Source organism: Agrobacterium bohemicum (genome assembly GCF_001562555.1).
GTDB lineage: Bacteria > Pseudomonadota > Alphaproteobacteria > Rhizobiales > Rhizobiaceae > Agrobacterium > Agrobacterium bohemicum.
This window is the reverse complement of sequence record NZ_KQ961033.1, coordinates 160,066-182,352: the sequence shown is the minus strand read 5'-3', so window position 1 is coordinate 182,352 and position 22,287 is coordinate 160,066. Positions and strand designations below refer to the sequence as shown.

Genomic DNA, 22,287 nt, shown 5'->3' with positions numbered 1-22,287 from the left:
CACAATCGGTGCCGCCGATTATTTTGGTCTGGGTACCGACGCTGCCAGCCTCGATCGCCGTCGCCTTTGTGCTTCACGTTATTCTCCGGCGGATTTTTTAAGAGGCCTCTATTTTTTCTCCGGACGACTTGGTGTCATGCGGCGGAAGATTCTGTCCTTGAGGATGAAGTGATGCCACAACGCAGCAGCGACATGAAGAAGGACAATTGCCGCTGCCAGATACGCCAGAGTTTCGTGGACACCGGTCCACAAGGCCTCAGATTTATCAGATATTTCGAGTGGCAACCCGGGGACAACAACAATATCGAAAACGTAGCGGGGGATCTGGAGCGGAGATGTAGAAGCAACAGCCCAACCGGCAAGGGGCACCGCCACGGTAAGACATAAAAGTAAGGCGTGAGTGACGCGCGCACCGATATTTGCCGCCCTACCCGAACCAGCGGGAGGATGCGGCTTCCTGCTCAACACAGACCATATAACGCGCGGTATCGCGAGCGCCAGCACAACAAACCCGACAGACTTGTGATACTGGAACAGGTTGAACTGAAGTGCAGGATCGACGTCATCGCCACTCATTAAGTATCCAAGCGCAAGCTGTGCGATGAACAGAAGCGCAATTGTCCAATGGAAAATGATCGCTATCAAGCCATAGTTTTTCGCAGAGCTTTGCCAGCGTTTTTCATCGGTGGGTGTGGTGGAGGAAGACACATCAAGATTGTTCATTGGCTAGCTCAACTGCTGATACATTTCTTTGGCAATGGCATCCATGCGCTTGGGGTCGAGATTGCCCACCAGTGAGCAACGTATGGTTTCGTCGTCCCATGAGACTGTTTCGAGTGCACCCACGTTTGTGCGGCGCATCGCGGTATCTTCGGAATCAGAGGCCGGAACGATATAGAGCGTTACGCGCTGTCCGGTCGCGTCCTCATACATGAGCTGGGCCGCAGCCCCGGTCGAGCTTGGCAACACTCGTCCCCCTACCAGCTGCAGGCCGTGACTTTCAAGGTCTGGAATGTTGAACTTCCGATCCAGCCTTTTCATCAGCCATTTTTGCAAGTTTGATGAATCTTCGGCGTTTGCCCGGACCTCGACAGGATGTAGAATCTCGCTCGCAAACAAACTATGCGCCTGTGCGGCGGCGGTAATGATGGAACGGGTTTCTTCATCGTTTCGCTGTATGAACCCATGCCCGAACCAGCCCGCAGTCAGTCCAATAGCCAGAACAAGTATCGATGCTGCTGCCAGATTGCGCCAGTGAGCACGCTCCGATCGCACCCGACGCTCCATCCGCGCGATATCGAGATTGGCGGGCAACGCGCCTTCGTCGAGACGGCCATAAAGCGCCGTGAGGGCTGCATTTTGCTCCAGCCACGCCTTCACCTTGCGTGCATCTGCGGGATTGGAATCTAGATAGGCCGTAACGGCATTGCGGCGTTGGTCATCAAGTCGACCATCGACATAAGAAATGAGATCCGCTTCGGTTATCTGCGGCTGGCTGCCGGTCATTTTATCACCTTGAGATTGGGCTGGTCTTCTTGGGTCATTCGGGCAAGGGAAGAGCGGGCTCTACCCAATCGTGACATGAGTGTTCCCAACGGAATTTCGAGTACCTGCGCCGCCTCTGCATAACTGAAGCCTTCGACCACGACGAGGAGAAGTGCCTCACGATGTTCAGCGGACAGCGTTTCGATAGCGCGCGCCATTTCCGCAAGCGCTACGCGGCCGGTCTGGGCGGCCGGTACGAACAGCTGGTCTGCAACATCGTCAATCGGCACCTGCGCGGGCCGCCGACTGCGGCTGCGCAGGTTGTTGCGCCAGACATTGATCAGCACGCGGTAGAGCCACGGCCGCAATGGACCATCGGGCCGCCAGAGCGCCTGTTTGCGGATAGCTCTTTCCAGGCAATCCTGGACGAGATCGTCAGCGGTATCGCGATTGTGCGTGAGCGCATTCGCGTAACGTCGAAGGGCCGGAACGCTCTTTGTCATCTCATCCAGAAAATCTGGCATGATTGCTATTCCTTAGCTATATGCCACACGCCGCCGACGCCATTGCCGGTGACATCGCCCGGCTTTTTATCCATCTGCCAGAGATAGAGCGGTTTTCCCTCATGGGACCACTGCATGGTACCATCCTTGCGCGCGATCGGCTTGTAATCGCCATCGGCCTTGTCCGTCTTCGTGGCTGCAAGCGGCGGCCATTTCTTCGCACAGGCATCATAGCAGGCAGATGCGCCATCGGTGCCCTTGTCGAACGTGTAGAGGGTCATTCCGTGAGCGTCGGTCATGATCGTGCCCTGCGCCGTTTCTGTTTCGACAACCGCGCCGCCCGCATAGGGTTCGGCAAGGGCGGCAGTGCCGGTGGCAAGTGTTACGAGACCTGCGATAAGAAGATGATGTGCACGCATGACATAGTCCTTTGAAGAGAAAGACGAGTCGGACAGGATGTCCGATAATGACCAGAACACCAGCCATTGGCGTTTAATCCCGCCGCGCTGATTTTTCTGACACATTTTATATCGCGACTTATCTTACGCCTTTCAGGTCCATGTCGAACGCAACGGTGTTAGAGTACAGCGGCACACCGATGCCCATACCATAAGGCAAGCGCGGAATGTTTCCGGTGACATGGAAGGTGACCGATCCGGTTTTCTGGTCCATGAATGTGGCGTAGAATGTCTCCGGTCTCGAAACACCGCGTGCCGTAAGAATTCCTTCAACGAGCGCGCTACGAGGACCGTCCTGAACGACGCTCTTGGAGCGGAATGTGATCTGAGGATAGGCGGCAATATTGAACACCGCACTTGACGTCAAAAAGCTCTCGACCCGCGCCTGCCCCGTCTTAACGCTGGCGGGGTTGAGGCTGATCTCCACATAGGACTTTGCTGGCTGGTCGGCATCAATGTCAAACCGCCCCGTTATATCCTGAATGGTACCCTTTATTCCCGGCCCCGCAACTTGCTCGATAGAAAACCCGATATGAGACGCCGGGTCGATTTTATAGCGCCCGGCGGCGGAAGAAAGTGGATCGGCTAACGCGGGCGCGCATGCCAGCGTTATAGCGAGAAAAATAGCATAATGAGTATATCTCACCGCAGTTGCTCCATTGTTGAATAAGTAACCTCATTCAACAGAACACCTCCGTTGCGGATTTAATCCTCAGTCGGAATATTATGTCTTCGATTTGCGAATCGTGGTGTGGCGCTAACAAGCAGGCCGCGGAGGGTGCAGGCATGGCACCGTTCCCGAAACCTCACGTTTTCGAGCCCCCATAATTGTGAAAACTGGTCCATGTCTTCCCTTCAGGGCCGCTCATGCTCGCCGCGGACCCCATCAGTCTCGAAGTTTTTCGAGCAACACGTTCCTGCTGTTGTGTTTCGAGACGTAGTCTGAGGAAAAATCGCAAAAACAAAATACAGTCGCTTCCCCAATTCAAGTGCGAGAAAAATAGTGCCGCGCAGTAGCAGATCGAGACTGATATTCGCAAAAGCTTGGGGCTCCGATCAGCATCATGGAATTTCCGCGCACAAATATTCATCAATTTGCAAAACGCAAATAATTTAATCCAACGTCTTGTGGAGCTTGTTTTCATGTGATTGTATAGACAACTTATTGAGTGAGGTGGCCGACGAAATTCGAGGTGGCCCCTGACGAGAGGAGAGATTGCATGATCGTCTTCGACAATGTCACCAAGCAATATCCGGGCGCGGCCAAGGCGGTAAGCGGCTTGTCTCTCGAAGCGCCGAAAGGAAAGCTGACTGTATTCGTTGGTCCTTCAGGCTGTGGCAAGACGACGTCGTTGCGGATGATCAACAGGTTGATCACACAAACCTCCGGGTACATCCTTCTTGACGGAGAACCGACCGAGAGCATGGATGTTGCCGTGCTGCGGCGTCGGATTGGCTATGTTATCCAGCACGCAGGCCTGTTCCCGCATCGAACAGTCGTACAGAATATCGCGACCACTGCACGCCTCAACGGTGCGCCTAAGCAGAAAGCTCTTCGCACGGCGCATGAGCTTCTTGAGCGCGTCGGGCTGACGTCCGCTTTCGCTGATCGCTATCCATGGCAGCTCTCTGGCGGCCAGCAGCAACGTGTCGGCGTTGCACGCGCACTTGCCTCAGATCCCAAGTTCATGCTGATGGATGAACCGTTTAGCGCGGTTGATCCGGTCGTTCGCTCTCAATTGCAGGACGAGTTTCTTCGTTTGCAGCGTGAGATGGGCAAGACGATCATCATGGTAACCCATGACATCGACGAAGCCTTGAAGCTGGGCGATAAGGTGGCGGTGTTGCGCTCGGGCGGTACGCTTGCGCAGATCGCCACGCCTCAGGAGCTTCTGGCGCGTCCGGCCGATGCCTTTGTTGCAGATTTTATAGGTCGGGATAGGGGTTATCGCTTTCTGAGTTTCGCCGAATTCCACGCGACAGTCCCCCTTGGCGCGGAACCGACAGCGTTGCTCGGTACGACGCCGGAAGCCCTTCGCAGCGTTGCGATTGATCGCTGGGTTCTGGTGACAGATACCGAAAAGCGTCCCATCGGATGGGCCGATGCACAGGGTTTGAAGCAGCCGCTGCGGGATGGAGACATCAATCTCAGTGGAACTCTGGCGCCGGAAGGCAGCAGTTTACGGCATGTGCTCGACGCCGCGCTCAGTTCCCCTTCCGGCCGGGGCGTAGTCGTGGGATCATCGGGTGAATTTATAGGCACAGTGACACTCGCCGACGTGGTTGCCGCCATCGATGCTGCGCGCGTCGGGCGATTCGGAGGGCAGCCATGAGGTTCGATTGGCTCTACCGTGAATCCGGACGGATTTTCGAACTCTTCGTCTGGCATCTCGGCCTCTCCGTCATCCCGGTTGTTATCGGTCTCCTTCTCGCGTTGCCGCTCGGCTGGCTTGCGCAGCGCGCCGGTTTGTTTCGCTCTACACTGTTGGGTGCCGCCGGGCTTCTTTATACAGTTCCGTCGCTCGCGCTGTTCGTTCTCCTGCCGCTTGTCCTTGGAACGCGAATCCTCGATCCGTTGAATGTCGTCGTCGCTTTGACGGTCTACGCGCTGGCGCTTCTCGTGCGCACTGTAAACGATGGCCTGGATTCGGTATCTCCAGATGTCCTTCAGGCAGCCAATGCCATGGGTTATCGCCGCGCGGCGCGCTTGCTGCTCGTGGAACTGCCGCTCGCGGTTCCGGTCATTGCCGCCGGACTGCGTGTCGCCGTTGTGTCCAATGTCAGTATCGTCTCCGTGGCGGCGCTCGTCGGTACGCCGCAGCTTGGCCTCCTCTTTACGCAAGGGCTTCAGTTGCGGTTCCTGACGCCCATCATTGCAGGCATCGTTCTTTGCATTGTTCTAGCAGCTGTTCTGGATGGGCTGGTTTTGTTCATCGCGCACCGCCTGACACCCTGGCAGCCGAGGAGTGCGGAGCGATGATTGACTGGTTCACAGACCCTGCACACTGGACGGGATCGGATGGTATTATCGTTCTGGTCGTCCAGCACCTGGCTTACAGTTCTGCCGCACTCCTGTTGGCCTGTCTGATCGGCTTACCGGTCGGGCTTTATGTCGGGCACACCCGGCGTGGCGTCGTTTTCATCGCCGGTCTGGCAAATGTCTTGCGCTCGCTTCCAAGCCTCGGCCTTATCGCTTTACTCGTGATCCTGTTCGGTCCTGTCTTCGCGTCTGATATGGCCTTTATCGTACCGAGCCTGATCGTCCTTGTCCTTCTGTCCGTGCCGCCGATCATGACCGGGAGTTATGCCGGTATTGCGGCTGTCGACCCGGCAGCGGTAGATGCTGCACGCGGCATGGGAAAACGTCCTCTGGATATCCTGTTCGACGTCGAGCTACCGTGCGCGCTGCCGCTGATCTTCTCCGGCCTGCGCAGCGCCACGCTCCAGATCATTTCGACAGCCACGATTGCCGCTTATGTCTCCCTCGGTGGGCTTGGTCGGTTGATCATCGATGGACGGGCGCAGAACGATTATTACCAGATGGCAGCCGGTGCTGTTCTCGTTGGGGTTCTGGCGCTGACCGTCGATCTCGTAATCGGAATCATATCGCGGTTCACCGTTTCGCCCGGTCTGACGCGCCGTCTTAAACGGAATCATTCTTAGAATAGCATGTTTTTCTAGCCCAACGATTATTCAACCTCAAAGGAGAAGCTCGCATGGCATTCAAGATTTCCACCGCCGCTGGCGCGTTCGCGCTCATGGCCCTTTCTGCCGCTTCGGTGTTTGCCCAAAGTAATCCGCTGGCAGAACCCACCGCTGCGCGAACCGATACGAAGACAATTATCGTCGGTTCCGCCGACTTCCCGGAGAGCCAGCTTCTGGCAACGATTTACGCCAAGGCGCTGGTCGCCAAGGGGATTGCGGTCGAGACGAAGTTAAACATCGGTAGCCGCGAGGTTTACATTCCGGCGCTGCTTGACGGATCGATCGATCTTCTACCGGAATATGCCGGTGCGACAATGAGCTATCTCGACAAGAATGCGACAGCCCATTCGCCAGCCGATGTGGCGGCGGCCCTTAAGGCAGCCTTGCCGAAGGGTGTGTCGATGCTTACACCGTCCGCCGCACAGGATTCTGACAGCGTTGCCGTGACGCGTGCTACAGCCGAGAAATACAAGCTGAAGACGATTGCCGATCTCGCGCCCGTTGCTTCGGAACTGGTGCTTGGCGGCCCGCCGGAATGGAAGACACGCAAGGAAGGTATCATTGGCCTGAAGGAACTATACGGTCTTGAATTCCAGTCGTTCAAGTCGCTCGACGTTGGCGGTCCGCTGACATTATCTGCACTGGTTAACGGTCAGGTGCAGGCAGCAAACCTGTTCTCGACCGATCCTGCCATCGCCGCAAACGATCTCGTCGTTTTGGATGACGTCAAGAACCTCTTTCCTGCTCAGAACATCGTTCCTGTCATTGCCACACCGAAAGTCAGCGACGTCGTGACAAAGACGCTCGATGCTGTTTCTGCCGCGCTGACAACCAAGGATCTCGTCGTCATGAACGGTCGTCTGGCCAACCATGACAGCTTCGATGTCGTGGCTGGTGACTGGCTTACCGAACACAAACTGAATTGATCATAGACAAGGGCGCGACACTCGCCGCGCCCTTGTCCACTGATTTTGAATATGGGTGAGCTCATGACGATGGATCGCGGCACAGAAACTCTCCGAGGAAATGATGCCACTGGTACATAAGAATGCCGATGACGGGCAGGGCGAGGAAGGTTACGCTGCGCCGCTTTATGTCAAACTGAAAGACTATGTCCGTAGCCGCATCGAAACTGGTGAGTGGAAGATTGGCCAGCGCGTTGCCTCCGAGAACGAACTGGTTGAAATTCTTGGTGTCAGCCGGATGACGGCCAACCGGGCTTTGCGTGAACTCGCCGATGAAGGGCTTGTGGTGCGAGTGCGGGGTAAAGGCTCGTTCGTCGCCACAAAAAAACTGACATCGCAGTTTCAAAGTGTTCCCAATATTGCCGACGAGATCCGCCGGAACGGCGGTGTTTACAGCGCACGAGTCATTCTTCTTCAGACAGAGACCTGTAATGCTGACTTGGCCGACGCGCTTGCCCTGCCAGCCAGCAGTCTTGCCGTGCATTCCATCATCGTGCATGCCGAAGATGGCATTCCGGTGCAAATCGAAGATCGTTTTGTCAATCCCGACTGCGTGCCCGATTACATAAATCAGGATTTCAGCCACGTTACGCCGAACGGATATCTGACCGAAGTAGCACCCTTCGTCAGGGCGGAGCAGCATATCGAGGCAGTTGGCGCGCAGGCTTGGGAATGCAAGCTTCTGGCGATCTCCAAAACGGAACCCTGCCTGCTCGTGCGTCGTCGCACGTGGTCGGCCAAGGGCGTCGTCTCCTCCGTTCGTCTCCTTTATCCTGGCAGTCGTTATCGACTTTACAGCAGCAATTGATGCTTGGGCTAACACCCGCCGATCTCACAGGTTTCAAAAATGGAAAACGTCCTGCCGCCTCTCGCATTGCCGTCAGCATCCGCTAGGAAAACCTCATGACCGTTCTTCTGGATAACGGGCTGGACTGGCGCGCCGTTGCGCGCATCAGCGAAGGTGAGGTGCTTTCCCTCTCGGAGGCAGCCTATTCAAGAATCGATCTGGCAAGCCTAATCGTGGACAACATCATTGCGAGCGGTGTCCGTGCCTACGGTATCAATACCGGTGTGGGCGCTTTATCGGATACGGTGGTTGATCGCACGGTTCAAGGCCAACTTTCACACTCCATCGTCCTCAGTCATGCCTGCGGTGTCGGTCCACTGCTGGACGCTCGTGAAGTACGAGCTATCATCGCCGCGCAGGTTGCCAATTTTGCCCACGGCCATTCTGGCGTCCGGCGCGAAATCGTTTCGCATCTGACAATGCTGCTGGAGCACGACTGCATTCCCCACGTGCCGTCGCGCGGCTCGGCAGGCTATTTGACGCATAACGCACATATCGCACTTGTCCTGATCGGCGAGGGCCGCGCTCAACTCAGTGGTCGCACGCTCAGTGGTCGAGAGGCCTTGGACGCGATGGGTCTTAAACCGCTGGTGTTGGGTGCCAAGGAGGGGTTGAGCCTAGTCAACGGGACCGCCTGTGCTACGGGCCTATCGAGCGTGGCGCTCGCTCGCGCCATCCATCTGCTCGACTGGGCGGACGCTATTGCGGCGTTGACGCTTGAAGCGGCGGGTTGTCAGATTGGGGCTTTTGATGAGACCATTTTGGCACTGCGCCCTTCGAAGGGTATCGCGACCGTCGGTGCATCAATTCGGTCCCGCCTTCATGGTAGCGGTTTGATTGCGGTGGCACAGGGCAGGCGAACGCAGGATGCGTTGAGCTTGCGGGCAGTTCCGCATGCACATGGTGCCGCGCGCGATGTCTTCGATGTCTGCGCATCCATCGTTGACCGCGAACTTGCCTCCGTTACAGACAATCCCGCGATCCTCGGGACACCTGAGCATCCCATTGTCGCGTCGGAGGCCCATGCTGTTGCGCCTGCACTTGGTCAGGCAGCGGATAGTCTCGCAATCGCTATAGCGCAGATTGCCGCAATGAGTGAACGCCGCATAGACAGGTTGATCAATCCTCTTGTGAGTGGCTTGCCGCCCTTTCTTGCCACCGATGCCGGAAGCCATTCCGGTTTCATGATCGCGCAGTACACAGCCGCAGCCCTTGTCGCAGACAACCGACGCCTCGCCTCGCCAGCTTCCACCGATGGCGGTCTGACATCGGGTTTGCAAGAGGATTTTCTGGCTCATCCCACCGCCGCGGCCAACAAGCTACTCGCGCTTCTCGACAATGCCGAATATATTCTGGCCATCGAATGGATGGCCGGAGTGCAGGCACATGATTTCCTCGAAAGCGTTGCAGAGCGGGCGGCTGGAACGAATGCGCTCTACGATGCGCTTCGAAAACACCTCCAGACTTACGCGGACGACAGACCACTTTCCTTGGATATCGAGATAGCCAGGATGTTGCTACGTGAGCATGCTCCACCGGCTTGATGCGATCAGGATTCACGCGGCATGGACGTTACATATCGAATGGGAGATCAAGTCCCTTGGCGCGGATGAAAGGCAATCCTTTGCGTTGAGCAGTCCAACCAATGACCTGAAGATCTTGCGCGGCAGGTTCATATTTCTGCGCGAGCATCCAGGATTTGCAATCGATGGCAGCAACATCGGCCCGGCCTTCAGCCAGCGATATCATCGAGCAACGGTGTGCGCCTGTTTCCAGCAGACTACCAAACAAACCAAGGCTTTCGCCCGCTGTCTCGAGATCGCGCTTGAGGCTGAGGTAACCGGACAAGGACTGGCGCTCGTTGAATGCCATTGTTTTCTGGTGAAAGAAATCCAGTGGCAGCAATGCCTTGCCATCCAGTGAAGGGGCAGTAGCCTCTCCGCCATCAGCTTTACGGGCAATGACGGCGCTGGAGTAGAACTCACCTTCGCCACCTTCAATGCCATCATAATCGCTCTGTCCGATCACCTGAACATGATCTTGCAGGCCATGTCCCATTGGTCCCCAGCAGGTACTTGAAATCAGCAGGTCGGGATGACGCCACAGAACGGCCAGATCAAAGTCATCGGGATCAAGCGTTGCAGGATCTGCGGCGATGACGGTTCCGTCCACTCCACAAATGCCGCCGGGAACGGGCGGCATATCGCCATTGCGTCTGATGAGATTTTGAGGCGCATCGATACCGTTGTGGAGAAATCGGCTGCGCATATCTTCCCAAAGCGCATCGGTTTCGTTGCGCAGTTCAGGCCAGTCATACATCGGCAGTGCGGCAATCCATGTCACGTTAGAATATCCCGTTTCGTTCTATTCTCGAGCTACATAGGCCGGAATATCGTCAGCCACAGGTAATATGGGTGACGTTCGTGAAACCGCGTCAGTCAGTCTCAATGCCGGGTGCGCCACCGGCTCCTTGGCATTAAAAGCAAAGGCACGGAAAACCTCGAAATAATTATGAAACACGTATCCGTCGTTCATCTTTTGCCACTCGGCCCGTCTTGCGCTGTAAAGCGATGGCAATTTGTACCATGCGGCATTGGGCATTTTGTGATGTACGAAATGCAGGTTGTTGTAGAGGAACAGCGGCGCCAGAATGGAATTTTCGACGATGATCGTTCGCCCATCCGGCTGCTCGGACCATTGATGTTCGCAATAGGAGCGGATGGCGATGATGGAGACACCGAGATAGGCGGCGACGCTCACATAAAGCCAGATCGGAATACCGAAAACAAAAGATATGACCAGCAATGTCGGGATCAGGCCGGCCAGATGCAAGGTCCAGGCATGGATGACCCGGCGGTCCCCATGTGTAATTTTGCGCCATTCGGCGAGCGTGAAACCAACCACCATCAGCGGCGGGCCGATGATCAAACGGCCGATGAAGGTGTTGTTCCAGCCAAGAAGAATTTTCAGAAACGATGGCATCTTCTTCCAATCGCCCATCGCCCGGTAATAGCTTTCTGGATCGTCGAAAGGATCGGTCAAACGCTCATCGGCGTGGTGCTGCAGATGCGTGCGCTTGTAGCTGCGGTAGGGGTAAAAAATACCAATGGGCAAAAATACGAATGCTTCGTTGAGGCGAGCATTACGAGTTGGGTGTCCGTGCAGAACTTCATGTTGAAGCGAGGAGTGCAGCGCCACCGCTATGCCCATCAGCATGAGTGAAATGAAGGGAAGTGTCGGGTATAGCAGATACCCTGCGCAGATCCACAAACCATAACAGGCGGCTAGGAGCGCTATTGTCGGCCATTCAATTCGGTAACGTTTTTTTGCGCCGCGCAAGCGGATTGCTGGCGCAGCCGGATTTGGAAATATGTCTGTCATTTCATGCTCTTGATGCCCCGATACAGGCAGAGTCGCATCCGCTTTTGCTATGCACAACGAGTTTATGATGACCAATTGTTGATTCTGATCACAATTTAAGGAATATGATGATAATTATAAACAAACAGGTGAAAAGTGGACAAAAGAACCCTTGCGGACCTGTTCCGGGCCCGCCTGATTCAGTTGGTGGAGCGGGCCGGGGAAAGCCAGTCATCCTTTGCTGCTGCGATTGGCATCGATCGATCAGCGCTTTCGCAGCTGCTCTCCGGTGATTCCGCACGGCTTCCGCGCGTAGAAACGCTCCTGAATATTGCCGAGCGCCACTCGGTTTCGCTCGACTGGCTGCTTGGCCTTTCCCACGATCAGGGCTTGATGGGTGAACTGCGACCAAGCTTCGAGATCGAGGAAGGCGGGGCGGATTACACCGATACGCTTTTGATGAAATGGCATGCGGAAGCGACAGGCTCTAAAATCCGCTATGTGCCTGCACGCATTCCTGATCTTCTGCGCACGCCTGAGATTATCGCTTTCGAAGCGATGGGTGCGCATCAAAGTGTTATGGCGCAGGTCAGCGAAACGGCCTTTCGTCTCGACTACAACCGGCAGCCTGGCACCGACATGGAAGTGTGCATGCCTCGCGAAACTCTGGAGGCATTTGCACATGGGCACGGCATGTGGAGCGGATTGGATCCCCACATACGTGCAGAGCAACTCCAGCACATGTCTGCATTGATCAGCGAACTCTATCCGTCATTCAGACTGTTTCTGTTCAATGAAAAAGAACGTTTTTCCGTGCCCTACACCATCTTTGGCTCGCAACGGGCAGCGCTTTTCGTGGGCGGCATGTATCTTGTTCTCAACAACGCGGAAGCCATCCGCAAGATGCAGTGCCACTTCGATGAACTGATCCGTTTCACATGCATTCACGCCCATGAGACTGCTGATTTTGTAAAAAAACTAGACATCAGATAGTGGCCAATCGTGAACCGCGCTGCTCAAGGTGATCAATCAGGGCCTTACCATCAACTGCAAAACGACAAGTCATCAAGGTATTGGGCGTTGCCTCCACCGGCCCGGTCGCCCCCTCAATTGCGGCACCCGCATCCCCGCGGCAGGGGGTGCATGGCTCCCGCACACGGTTGATCCATTACCCCCGTCAAGCAATACTCAAGCGGCACGTACGGTCAAAAGATCGTATTTTCTGAGGATGTCTCTGATCTTATCGTCCTGTTCGGTATTGGGCATCAATGCGGGCTGGCGACTTGCGCCGACAGACGCGTCCTGCAAATAGAGCGCGCGTTTGACCATCGCCGGAGGAAAACCGTGGGCATAGAGGTCCGTGCGGAAGGCGGTGTAAACGGACTGTTGACGTTCCGCTTCCGCAATGTCTCCAGAATTGAAACCATTGACGATACCGGCAAGAACGTCGGGCATCGCGTTGCCGAGACCGGAGATGCAGCCCGCGGCTCCATTTTGCAGTGCCCAGAGGACGAGATGATCAGGGCCGGAATAGACCTCGAATCCATTGACCTCCTTTGAGACCTGCAAGTAAGCCTCCAATGTCTCCTGCGCCCCGCCGGAATCCTTGATCCCGGCAATATTGCCATGGGCCGCCAGTTTTCGCGCCGTTTCGGGTTCGATGTGGTTCTGGGTGCGCGCTGGAATGTCATAGAGATAGACCGGCGTGTTCACCGCATCTGCCACCGTCGAAAAGTGGCGAACCAGACCATCCTGCGTGCAGGCTATGAAGAATGGTGTGATGACGGCAATGCCCTTGACGCCGATGCGGTCGAATTCCTTGGCAAGCTGCAGCGTCTCGAAAGTCGCGGGCATACCGGCATTGACGATGACATCGACCTTACCGTCGACTTCATCGACCACTTCTTCCAAAAGCCGGATTTTTTCGGAATGAGTGAGCGCGGTGAAATCGCCATTGGTGCCAGCGCACATGATGTTGTTGCCGGCAACCACTTGACGGCGAACCTGCGCGCGGGTGGCGTCGTAATTGATAGTCTCGTCATCGTTAAAGCAGGTCACGATCGCGACGGACGCTTTTCTGGTCATCATCTATACTCCGGTCATTCAATCAGGAAACGCTGGCGAGGCGAGCATTCCGGTTGGCCGCCTGGACGTCCGGGTCAGGGTCGAGGGTGGCGGAAATCAGGGCTCGTGTGTAGCGCTGCTGTGGATTGTTGAAGACTTGCGCAACTGTGCCGAACTCGACCACCTCACCTTTCTGCATGACCATGACGTAGTCTGCAAAATCGCGCACCAGAGGCAGGTCGTGAGCGATGAAGATGAAGGCAATTCCCATCTCTCGGCTCAGCTTGTCGAGCAGCCTCACCACCTGCGCCTGCACCGATACGTCGAGCGCCGAAACGGCCTCGTCACAAACGATCAGTTGCGGCTCCAGCGCAAGCGCGCGAGCAATGGCGATACGCTGACGCTGGCCACCGGAGAACTGATGCGGGTAGCGGCCCATATGTTCGGGCGACAGCCCGACTTGATCTAGCAATTCTGCGGCGCGTGCGCGCCAGTTCGCCTTGGGCAGAATCTCCGGGTGAATGACCCAGGCCTCGGATATCAACTGGTAAACCGTCATGCGCGGATTGAGCGATTGGGTCGGGTCCTGAAACACCATTTGCAGGTCGCGGCGCAGTTTGAAGAGATCGCCCGGCGAAAGCGCAAAAAGGTCTTGGCCTTTCCAATGCGCCGTGCCGCTATCCGGGTCATCGAGGCGCAACAGAATGCGGGCGAGGGTGGATTTTCCAGAACCGCTTTCACCGACGACAGCAACCGTTTCGCCGGCCTTCAGATCAAAGGAAATGCCCTTCAGTGCTTCGAAACCGCCATAGGACTTGCGGGCATCCCGAACCTTCAGGATCGGCTCGCCATCGGTAGAAGGCTCGTGCAATTGACCCTTGCCGGGGGCTGCTGCGATCAGTTTCTTGGTATAGGGGTGCTGTGGATTGCGGTAGACTTCGCGAACGGTGCCACTTTCGACCAGCACGCCTTTTTCCATGACGACCACACGGTCAGCGACTTCCGACACGACGCCGAGATCGTGGGTGATGATCAGAACACCCATGCCGGTTTCGCGTTGCAGTTCCTTGAGCAGCGCCAGAACCTCCGCTTGCACCGTGACGTCGAGCGCTGTGGTCGGTTCGTCCGCGATCAGCAGGTCGGGTTTCAACGCCAGCGCCATGGCGATCATCACGCGCTGTCGCTGGCCACCGGAAAATTCGTGTGGATATTTGTCGAGCGCCTTTTCAGGCTCCGGTAGGGCCACCCGTTTGAACAGACGCAAGGCTTCGGCCTGGGCTTGGCGGTTATCGATACCGTGCGTTCTTAGCGCTTCGCGCATCTGCCAGCCGACCGTGTAGACCGGGTTCAAGTGGCTGAGCGGGTCCTGAAAAATCATGGCGATGAGGCGGCCATTGACGGCCCGGCGGTCCTCCGCACTCATCTTCAAAAGGTCCTTGCCGTTGAGCAGGATTTCGCCAGACGAAATCTTGCCGGGCGGCATGTCGATCAGGTTCATGATCGCAGAGGATGAAACCGACTTGCCAGAACCGCTCTCACCCAGAATGGCGAGCGTTTCGCCACGGTCCAGATGGTACGAGATGTTGCGCACAGCTTTGACAGTTCCGGTAGCGGTATAGAAGTCCACCGAGAGGTTGCAGACCTCCAGCAAATGATCAGCCATTTTTCGGTCCTTTCATTTCCAGGCGCCAACGCTGGACGGGGTCGAGCGCAATACGCAGCCAGTTGGACAGAAGGTTGAGTGATAGCGTGGTGAGGATGATTGCCAGACCCGGCCAGAAGGACAGCCACCAGGCATTGGTGAGATACTGACGGCCCTGACTGATCATCAGACCCCAGGTGATCTCAGGCGGCTGAATGCCGATGCCGAGGAAGGATAAGGCACTTTCCGCCAGCATGACATAGGCGAAATCCAGCGTCGCCAGGGTCGTGAGCGTTGGCAGAACGACGGGCAGGATGTGGCGGAACAGGATGCGCTTGGACGACGCGCCCATGACACGTGCCGCCTGCACGAACATACGACTGCGGATCTCCATCACCTCGGCGCGCGTGGTACGGAGATAGACGGGGATACGCGTAATCGACAGAACCAGCATCAGGTTGAGGATCGAAGAACCCAGAATGTAGAGCACGATTACTGCGACAAGCAGCGAGGGGAACGACATGATGACGTCGGCAAGGCGCATGATGATCTGGCTGGTGCGCTGTGACGAAAAGCCTGCGATCAGGCCCAGCAGCGTGCCAACGACGGCAGATATGAAGACTGCCCCGGCGGCGACCATGATGGTGTTCTGCGTTGCAACAATGATGCGTGGCCACAGCGGCCGCCCCAGCGCATCGGCACCGAGCCACATGAACCATTCGCGGCTGAAATCGAACGGCGCGAGGTTACGGCCACGCAGGTTCTGTTTGGTCGCGAGTTCGTTGAGCAGGGTCGGGCCGATAATTGCGAGGATGATCACAAGGATGAGAAAGATCGCGGCACAGAGCGCAAACTTGTCTGCCCAGAGCATGCGTGCCATGCGCACGATGGCGCTGGCTTCTTCAGTGACGGGTTCTTTTGCGCTGCTGTTATCGGCGGTGTTGGGGGATTGAATGGCCATGGTCATATCGATCCTCAGTAGCGGATGCGCGGATCGAGCAGCGCATAGGCAAGGTCGATCACGAGGTTCATGAGGAAGATGGCGAAAGCGGTGAGGAGGATTGCCGCCAGCACGACGTTGAAGTCACGCTGCAGAATGCTGTCGATCATCAGCTTGCCAACGCCGGGGAAACCGAAGATCGTCTCGATAACGACAGCGCCATTGAGAAGGCTCGCGGCCTGGTCTCCGATGACGGTGATGACGGGCAGCATCGCATTGCGCAGCGCGTGAATGAAGATGATCGGGCCGGATTTCACGCCCTTGGCGCACGCTGTCTTGACGTAAGCAGACGACAGCGCCGAGATCATCGATCCGCGTACGACCTGCACGATGATGCCGAAGGGGCGCACGAACAGCACGCCGATCGGCAAAATCCAGTGGGACAACGTGCCGGTACCGGAGGTGGGCAGCCAGGAAAGCTGGATGGCGAACACGACGATGGCGACGATGGCCAGCCAGAAGTCAGGCACCGATGCGCCGATCAGCGAGACCATCGAGGAGAAGCGGTCGAAGAAACCGCCGGTGCGGAATGCGGCGAGCGACCCGACGACGATGGCGCAGATGGTCACCAAGGTCATGGTGATGACGGCAAGCCACAACGTCCAAGTGAAAGCCTCGAGCACCACGTCTAGGGCAGGGCGGGCCTTACGCAAGCTCTCGCCGAGATCGCCCGTCATGACATTGCCGACGTATTGGACGAACTGCACAAGAAGCGGCTGGTCCAGCCCGTGCAGGGCACGAAACTCGGCTTTCATCTGAGCGGAGGCTTCGACGGGAAGAAACAATGACGCAGGGTCACCGGTCAGACGGGACAGAAAAAACACCATGACCAGAAGCCCTATCAGCGAGATAAGGCTGGCGAGGGCGCGTTTGCGGATGAATCTGAGCATTGAGACCTCGATCTAGCTGGAATGGCCGGCAAAGGTTTCGCCGTCCACTTCACGTCGACAGGACGATCAAACGCCCTCTGGTTGGATCGGCAGAGCGGCAAATGATGACGTGCCGCTCTGACCTCTGTTCAAGGAGGAATTTCCATCCTGCCCACATGACCGTGACCCGATCAAGGCTGGCAGGATGGTGTCTTCAGGGCTTACTTTTTGAAGCCAATCTCCGAGAGCTGCAGCATGGAGTTGGTGGCGATGGTGGGCTTGAAGTCCAGACGTTCCGACACACGGGAGTAACCGACCATGTGGAACAGGAGGACATCGGCAACCAGATCGTCATGGACATAGGCGATCAGCTGTGACCAGAGTTTTGCGCGTTCGTCACCGGTCGCGGCAGATGCGCGGGCGATCAGGTCATCCACGGTCTTGTCGGAAAAGCCCGACTGTGTGCCGTTGGTATCGTACTTGAAGAACATCGTAAACGATGGGTCGCCCTTGGAATTGTCGTGCATGGCAGCAACGATCTGCGGACCACGGCCTTCCTTGAACGGCTTCGAGTAATAGACCTCATGCTCGGCGACTTCGACGAAGCGCAGCTCGACCTTGAAACCAACGTCCTGCAACTGCGCCTGCACGGCTTCCATGATTTCCGTCACATTCGGGAAATTGGCTGTGCGCGCAATGATGGTGATCGGGGTGTCGACCGGAACGCCAGCGGCCTTGGCTTCTTCAAGCAGCTTCTTTGCCTGATCGGGATCGTAAGGGAAAACCTTGACGTCCGGGTTCCATCCAAGCGTCGTCGGCGGCACCAAGGCAGTTGCGAGAACGGCGTCCTGCGGAACGAGCGTGCCGATAAACGCCTGCCGGTCGATGGCAAGGTTCAGCGCCTTGCGAACGCGGACATCGTTGAGCGGCGCGATATTGCCATCGAGGCGCAGATACACCGTTTCGCTGTCGAGATAGGAGAAGTCCGTCTTGTCGTTGGTCGCATCCACCTGGGAAATCGACGGAGCGAGACCAGCTTCACCGGCTTGAACCATGGCGGCGCGAACGGCTGGATCGGCACGGAATAGATATGTGGCCTTGGTGACGGCGGGCTTCTTGCCCCAATAATCGTCACGGGCATCGAGAACGATCTGCTGGCCCGGCGTCCAGTTGGACAGCTTGTAGGGGCCGGTGCCGATAGGCTCGCGCACGAATGCCAGCGGCGTTCCATCCGGAACAATGGTGACGAGGGAGAGCAGCAGCGGCAGGATCGGCTGAACCGGATCGACCTTGAAATCGATGGTGTTGTCGTCAACGACTTTAACGTCAAACTTCATGCCGCCGAAATAACGGCGCGACTCGCAGATGTTCTTGTCGCTGAAAATGCGGTCGAAGCTGTATTTGACATCCTTGGCACCAAAGGTCTTGCCGTCGGAGAATTTGACGCCCTGACGCAGGTGAAAACGCCAGGCGCCATCGCCGGTCTGTTCCCATTTTTCGGCAAGGCGGGGCATGACACCCTGTTTGCCACGCACGTCGAGCTCGGTCAGCGTTTCGCTGACATTTTCCATGATGACGCGCCCGATATTGGAGCGTGTCGCCATGCAGGGCTCGAGCAGGTCGGCCTCTTCAGGCAGAACGATCTTGATATCCGTCGACGCGGCCTTGACCGGTGCGATGCCGGTGCTGAGTACGAGAACGGAACCCAGAATGGCTCCGAAAAGATGTGAGGTTTTCATGTCATTCTCCTCCCTATAGGTGCAGATCGCACCGCTTATTACTCACCTCGCGACGGCATCGATGCGACGCGGTTTGAATGCATTCCTCCTTGAAGCCCTATGCGCCACCAGAGATACCTCGTTCTCTTGATGTCGCCATAAGTGGGCTGGCGCAGACCATCGGATTTCCTTGCAAGTTTGTCAAATTAAATATTCATTGCCGTCATTTTGTGAAAAATTCATACGGATAAATATGTTATATTTCATATAGATATTGATATTGATTACGTCAAAAATAGCAAGTTTCCATACTTTTCAAACTTGACAACTTTATGATTTTTGTGATTTTCGTAGCTGTAAGAGGAGACCGTGATGACGCCTGAGCAGATTGCAACCGTCATGACCGGCAAAGTTGAAGCTGCCGGAAAAGGACGACATGAGGCCGTGCTGGCCTCGCCGATGATTCAGAACCACGCATCCTTCCTGCACCTGACCGATGATGGCGCGCTCATCTGCGCTTGGTTTGGCGGTACGCTGGAGGGAAAATCGGATATTTCCATCTTCGCGTCGGTTCTGGCAGCGGGGTCCAATAAATGGGGCGAGCCGCAGCGGCTGAGTTTCGATCCTGATCATTCCGAGCAGAACCCGGTGCTGTTTGCAGCGCCCGGCAACACGCTGTTGCTGTTCCATACGTCGCAGCCATCAGGCAATCAGGATGAATGCTGTATCCGGATGGCGGAGGTTTCGCGCCACGCCTCGGACCCGACCAGACTGACGGCGGGTGAGGGACGTTATCTCGACCTGCCGCGTGGCTGCTTCGTTCGTGCGCCACTGATAGTTCGGGCGGACGGCGCATGGCTTTTGCCGATCTTCCGTTGCATCCAGCGTCCGGGCCAGAAATGGAACGGCAGCCATGACCGCGCTGCGGTCGGCATTTCCGAAGATGGCGGCAAGACCTGGCGTCTGGAGGATATCGACCAGTCCACAGGCTGCGTGCATATGAGTCCCTTGGTGATTGGCGACGAAAAGCTGGCTGCGGTGTTCCGCCGTCGTCAGGCCGATTTCGTCTATCGCACGGAAAGTGCCGATGGCGGTCGCACATGGTCGGCGCCCCAGGCGACCGATGTGCCCAACAACAATTCGTCCATTGCCGCGATCCGTTTAAACGATGGCCGTATCGCGATGATCTGCAATCCAACCAATGCCGCCGTGTCGAGCGACCGCCGCGCCTCACTCTATGATGAGTTGGGCGAGGATGACGACCGGCCTGATGCCAACCCCGATGGTGGCTGCGTGCCGATCTGGGGTGTGCCGCGTGCACCAATCACGGTCTGCATTTCAGAAGATGGCGCAAAAAGCTTTCCGCAGCGGATCACCATCGAAGATGGTCCCGGTACCTGCCTTTCGAATAACTCCATTGACGGTCACAACAAGGAAATGTCCTATCCGTGGCTGCTTGAGGGAGCCGATGGCAGTCTCCACATAGCCTACACCTATTATCGGCGCGCTATCAAATATGTTCGTCTGGCTCCGGGCTGGGCACGTGCGGAAGACGGGAGATAAATCATGAGCAATATCATTGGTATCACCATGGGTGACCCCTGCGGTGTCGGACCGGAAATCACGGTGCGGGCGCTGGCCGAAATGGATGAGGCGGATCGCGCCGCCACGCGCATCTACGGTAACCTGCCAACACTGGAAGCGGCACGCAAGGCGCTGAATGTCGATATTGATCTGGCGCCCTATGTGGTCGATCTGCCGATCGAAGGTGCGCCGTTGGCCTGGGGTCAACTGTCGCCTGTTGCCGGTGATGCGGCTTTCCGCTTTATCGAAAAAGCAGTGCGCGATGCTGAGGCTGGATCGATCGGCTGCATCGTGACTGCGCCGATCAACAAGGAGGCGCTTAATCTTGCTGGCCACCACTATGATGGCCACACCGGCATGCTGCGCAGCCTGACCAAATCAGCCGCGGCCTATATGCTGCTGGCCTCGGAAAAACTGAAGGTCATCCATGTTTCCACCCATGTGTCATTGCAGGAAGCAATCCGTCGCGCCACGACCGAGCGGGTTCTGGCGACCATCAAGGCTGGCAACGACCACCTGAAACGCACCGGTTACGAGCGCCCGCGCATTGCGGTTGCCGGGATTAACCCGCATTGCGGTGAAAACGGCCTTTTCGGCACGGAGGATGACGATCAGATCGCGCCCGCCGTTGCCGCCGCTCGCGCCGAAGGCATTGATGCTTATGGTCCGATTTCCGCCGACACGGTGTTCCACCGCGCCTATTCCGGTGGCTTCGATCTCGTCGTAGCACAGTATCACGATCAGGGGCATATCCCGATCAAGCTTGTCGCCTTCGATACGGCGGTGAACGTTTCCGTGGATCTCACCATCGACCGCACCTCTGTCGATCACGGAACGGCCTTCGACATCGCTGGCAAGGGCATCGCCAATCACGGCAACATGCTGTCCGCCATTGCATACGCCCGCAAGCTCGTGGCTGGCGGCGCTTCCAAGGGAGCGCAGGCATGACGAGCACTCCCATCATCACCCTGCATCAGCCAAAGCGGCTGATCGTCGGTGCCGGAACAATCGGCGACGTCGCCAACTGGGTCGGAGAGGTCTCCTCGACGCTGGTCATTGCCTCGCCGATCACCGGCAGCTTCGTTGACCGTATGAAACTGCCTGGCAAAGTCGCCTTGTTCGACGCCATTCCGGGCGAGCCTGAGATATCCACGCTCGATGCAGCGCTGGCAGCGGCACGCGTGGCCAAACCTGATCTCGTCATCGGTCTCGGCGGCGGTTCGGTGATGGATGTGGCCAAGCTGGTCGCCGCCCTGTGGGATGGCGAACAGACGCTTGCCGATGTCGCAGGCCCTAACAAAGTGGCGGGCCGCCGAACCCGGCTGGCGCAGATTGCCACCACGGCTGGCACCGGCTCGGAAGCGGGCATCCGCTCGCTGATCACCGATCCAGTCAAGGGCAACAAGATCGCGGTCGAAAGCCCGCATCTGATTGCCGATCTCGCCGTGCTCGATCCCGAACTGACCTATTCGGTACCTCCTGCGGTAACGGCCGCAACGGGCGTGGATGCCATGGCGCATTGCGTCGAATCCTTCACCAGCAAACGCTCGCATCCGATGATCGATGGCTTTGCCCGCATGGGGTTTCACCTCGTCGGTAAATTTCTGGGTCGCGCGGTGCGTGACGGGTCGGATCGGGAAGCACGCGAAGGGTTGATGCTGGCTTCCTATTACGGCGGGATCTGCCTTGGACCCGTCAACACGGCGGCAGGTCATGCCATCGCCTATCCGCTTGGAACGCTGCTGCACCTCCCACACGGATTGGCCAATGCAATCGTGTTCCCGCATGTGCTTGCTTTCAATCAGCCCGTCGTTTCGGCCAAAACGGCGGAAGTTGCCGAAGCGCTCGGTCTTGGGGCTGGTCTGTCGCAGACACAGTTGCAAGACAGCGCTCGTGGCTTCTGTTCCGATCTCGGGATCGAGATGTCACTTGCGAAACATGGTGCGACCGAGGCTGATTTGTCGCGCTACGCTGCCGATGCGCATGCCATCCGTCGTTTGATGGACAATAATCCGGCAGATATGAGCGTCGATGACGTCCTCGACGTCTACAAGGCCAGTTTCTAAGCAACGTCAGTACAGCAGGAA

General features: G+C 57.0%; 22 protein-coding genes. 10 read left to right on the top strand and 12 right to left on the bottom strand.

Annotated elements, in window-relative coordinates; translation table 11 throughout:
- Positions 1–108: 108 nt before the first annotated feature.
- The 5 genes from ATO67_RS17845 to ATO67_RS17825 form a co-directional block, all read right to left on the bottom strand.
- Positions 109–723: a cytochrome b gene (locus ATO67_RS17845; RefSeq protein WP_067652407.1), complete on the bottom strand. Its 615-nt coding sequence runs from the start codon at positions 721–723 to the stop codon at positions 109–111.
- Between the two features lie 3 nt (positions 724–726).
- Positions 727–1,506: an anti-sigma factor family protein gene (locus ATO67_RS17840; RefSeq protein WP_067652405.1), complete on the bottom strand. Its 780-nt coding sequence runs from the start codon at positions 1,504–1,506 to the stop codon at positions 727–729.
- The gene (locus ATO67_RS17835) at positions 1,503–2,009 is read right to left on the bottom strand and encodes a sigma-70 family RNA polymerase sigma factor (protein WP_067652403.1); all 507 of its coding nucleotides are present in this window, start codon (positions 2,007–2,009) and stop codon (positions 1,503–1,505) included. Before ATO67_RS17835 ends, ATO67_RS17840 begins: the two co-directional genes overlap by 4 nt.
- A 5-nt stretch (positions 2,010–2,014) precedes the next feature.
- Positions 2,015–2,407, bottom strand: a complete 393-nt coding sequence (locus ATO67_RS17830; protein WP_067652468.1) for a COG4315 family predicted lipoprotein — start codon at positions 2,405–2,407, stop codon at positions 2,015–2,017.
- A 118-nt stretch (positions 2,408–2,525) separates the two neighbouring features.
- The gene (locus tag ATO67_RS17825) at positions 2,526–3,092 is read right to left on the bottom strand and encodes a YceI family protein (protein WP_067652402.1); all 567 of its coding nucleotides are present in this window, start codon (positions 3,090–3,092) and stop codon (positions 2,526–2,528) included.
- 574 nt (positions 3,093–3,666) lie between these two features.
- Between ATO67_RS17825 and ATO67_RS17820 the strand changes: the two genes are divergently transcribed.
- From ATO67_RS17820 to ATO67_RS17795, 6 genes are all read left to right on the top strand, one after another.
- Positions 3,667–4,779, top strand: coding sequence for an ABC transporter ATP-binding protein (locus ATO67_RS17820; protein WP_067652400.1), 1,113 nt, complete (start codon positions 3,667–3,669; stop codon positions 4,777–4,779).
- Positions 4,776–5,426 (top strand): ABC transporter permease, encoded by a 651-nt coding sequence (locus ATO67_RS17815; protein WP_067652398.1) that lies wholly within the window; start codon positions 4,776–4,778, stop codon positions 5,424–5,426. The genes ATO67_RS17820 and ATO67_RS17815 overlap by 4 nt, the downstream gene beginning before the upstream one ends.
- Positions 5,423–6,109 carry an ABC transporter permease gene (locus ATO67_RS17810; protein ID WP_067652396.1) on the top strand — a complete coding sequence of 229 codons (687 nt, stop codon included), beginning with the start codon at positions 5,423–5,425 and terminating at the stop codon, positions 6,107–6,109. The genes ATO67_RS17815 and ATO67_RS17810 overlap by 4 nt, the downstream gene beginning before the upstream one ends.
- A gap of 53 nt (positions 6,110–6,162) precedes the next feature.
- Complete coding sequence (locus ATO67_RS17805) at positions 6,163–7,077, top strand: ABC transporter substrate-binding protein (RefSeq protein WP_067652394.1); 915 nt, start codon at positions 6,163–6,165, stop codon at positions 7,075–7,077.
- A gap of 103 nt (positions 7,078–7,180) precedes the next feature.
- Entirely contained in the window at positions 7,181–7,924 is a 744-nt protein-coding gene (hutC, locus tag ATO67_RS17800; protein WP_082760317.1) for a histidine utilization transcriptional repressor HutC, read from the top strand.
- A 95-nt stretch (positions 7,925–8,019) separates the two neighbouring features.
- The gene (locus tag ATO67_RS17795; protein WP_067652390.1) at positions 8,020–9,507 is read left to right on the top strand and encodes an HAL/PAL/TAL family ammonia-lyase; all 1,488 of its coding nucleotides are present in this window, start codon (positions 8,020–8,022) and stop codon (positions 9,505–9,507) included.
- A 28-nt stretch (positions 9,508–9,535) separates the two neighbouring features.
- Here ATO67_RS17795 and ATO67_RS17790 read toward each other — a convergent pair whose 3' ends face one another.
- Both ATO67_RS17790 and ATO67_RS17785 read right to left on the bottom strand, forming a co-directional pair.
- Positions 9,536–10,282, bottom strand: coding sequence for a phosphate/phosphite/phosphonate ABC transporter substrate-binding protein (locus tag ATO67_RS17790; protein ID WP_067652387.1), 747 nt, complete (start codon positions 10,280–10,282; stop codon positions 9,536–9,538).
- 45 nt (positions 10,283–10,327) lie between these two features.
- Positions 10,328–11,344, bottom strand: a complete 1,017-nt coding sequence (locus ATO67_RS17785; RefSeq protein WP_067652385.1) for a fatty acid desaturase — start codon at positions 11,342–11,344, stop codon at positions 10,328–10,330.
- Positions 11,345–11,479: 135 nt separating this feature from the next.
- Between ATO67_RS17785 and ATO67_RS17780 the strand changes: the two genes are divergently transcribed.
- Positions 11,480–12,316, top strand: a complete 837-nt coding sequence (locus tag ATO67_RS17780; protein ID WP_067652383.1) for a helix-turn-helix domain-containing protein — start codon at positions 11,480–11,482, stop codon at positions 12,314–12,316.
- A 195-nt stretch (positions 12,317–12,511) separates the two neighbouring features.
- Here ATO67_RS17780 and ATO67_RS17775 read toward each other — a convergent pair whose 3' ends face one another.
- From ATO67_RS17775 to ATO67_RS17755, 5 genes are all read right to left on the bottom strand, one after another.
- A complete protein-coding gene (locus tag ATO67_RS17775; RefSeq protein ID WP_067652466.1) occupies positions 12,512–13,408 on the bottom strand; it encodes a dihydrodipicolinate synthase family protein in 897 nt (298 codons plus the stop codon).
- Positions 13,409–13,430: 22 nt separating this feature from the next.
- Positions 13,431–15,050, bottom strand: a complete 1,620-nt coding sequence (locus ATO67_RS17770; RefSeq protein WP_067652381.1) for an ABC transporter ATP-binding protein — start codon at positions 15,048–15,050, stop codon at positions 13,431–13,433.
- Positions 15,043–15,909: an ABC transporter permease gene (locus ATO67_RS17765; protein WP_170063832.1), complete on the bottom strand. Its 867-nt coding sequence runs from the start codon at positions 15,907–15,909 to the stop codon at positions 15,043–15,045. The genes ATO67_RS17770 and ATO67_RS17765 overlap by 8 nt, the downstream gene beginning before the upstream one ends.
- A gap of 95 nt (positions 15,910–16,004) precedes the next feature.
- Positions 16,005–16,919 (bottom strand): ABC transporter permease, encoded by a 915-nt coding sequence (locus ATO67_RS17760; protein WP_067652377.1) that lies wholly within the window; start codon positions 16,917–16,919, stop codon positions 16,005–16,007.
- 200 nt (positions 16,920–17,119) lie between these two features.
- Complete coding sequence (locus ATO67_RS17755) at positions 17,120–18,637, bottom strand: ABC transporter substrate-binding protein (RefSeq protein WP_067652375.1); 1,518 nt, start codon at positions 18,635–18,637, stop codon at positions 17,120–17,122.
- Positions 18,638–18,988: 351 nt separating this feature from the next.
- Between ATO67_RS17755 and ATO67_RS17750 the strand changes: the two genes are divergently transcribed.
- From ATO67_RS17750 to ATO67_RS17740, 3 genes are read left to right on the top strand one after another with little or no spacing between them, the layout of a single operon-like run.
- Positions 18,989–20,179: a sialidase family protein gene (locus tag ATO67_RS17750; protein ID WP_067652373.1), complete on the top strand. Its 1,191-nt coding sequence runs from the start codon at positions 18,989–18,991 to the stop codon at positions 20,177–20,179.
- Positions 20,180–20,182: 3 nt separating this feature from the next.
- Complete coding sequence (gene pdxA, locus ATO67_RS17745) at positions 20,183–21,148, top strand: 4-hydroxythreonine-4-phosphate dehydrogenase PdxA (RefSeq protein ID WP_067652371.1); 966 nt, start codon at positions 20,183–20,185, stop codon at positions 21,146–21,148.
- Positions 21,145–22,266 carry an iron-containing alcohol dehydrogenase gene (locus ATO67_RS17740; RefSeq protein ID WP_067652369.1) on the top strand — a complete coding sequence of 374 codons (1,122 nt, stop codon included), beginning with the start codon at positions 21,145–21,147 and terminating at the stop codon, positions 22,264–22,266. Before pdxA ends, ATO67_RS17740 begins: the two co-directional genes overlap by 4 nt.
- Positions 22,267–22,287: the final 21 nt, after the last annotated feature.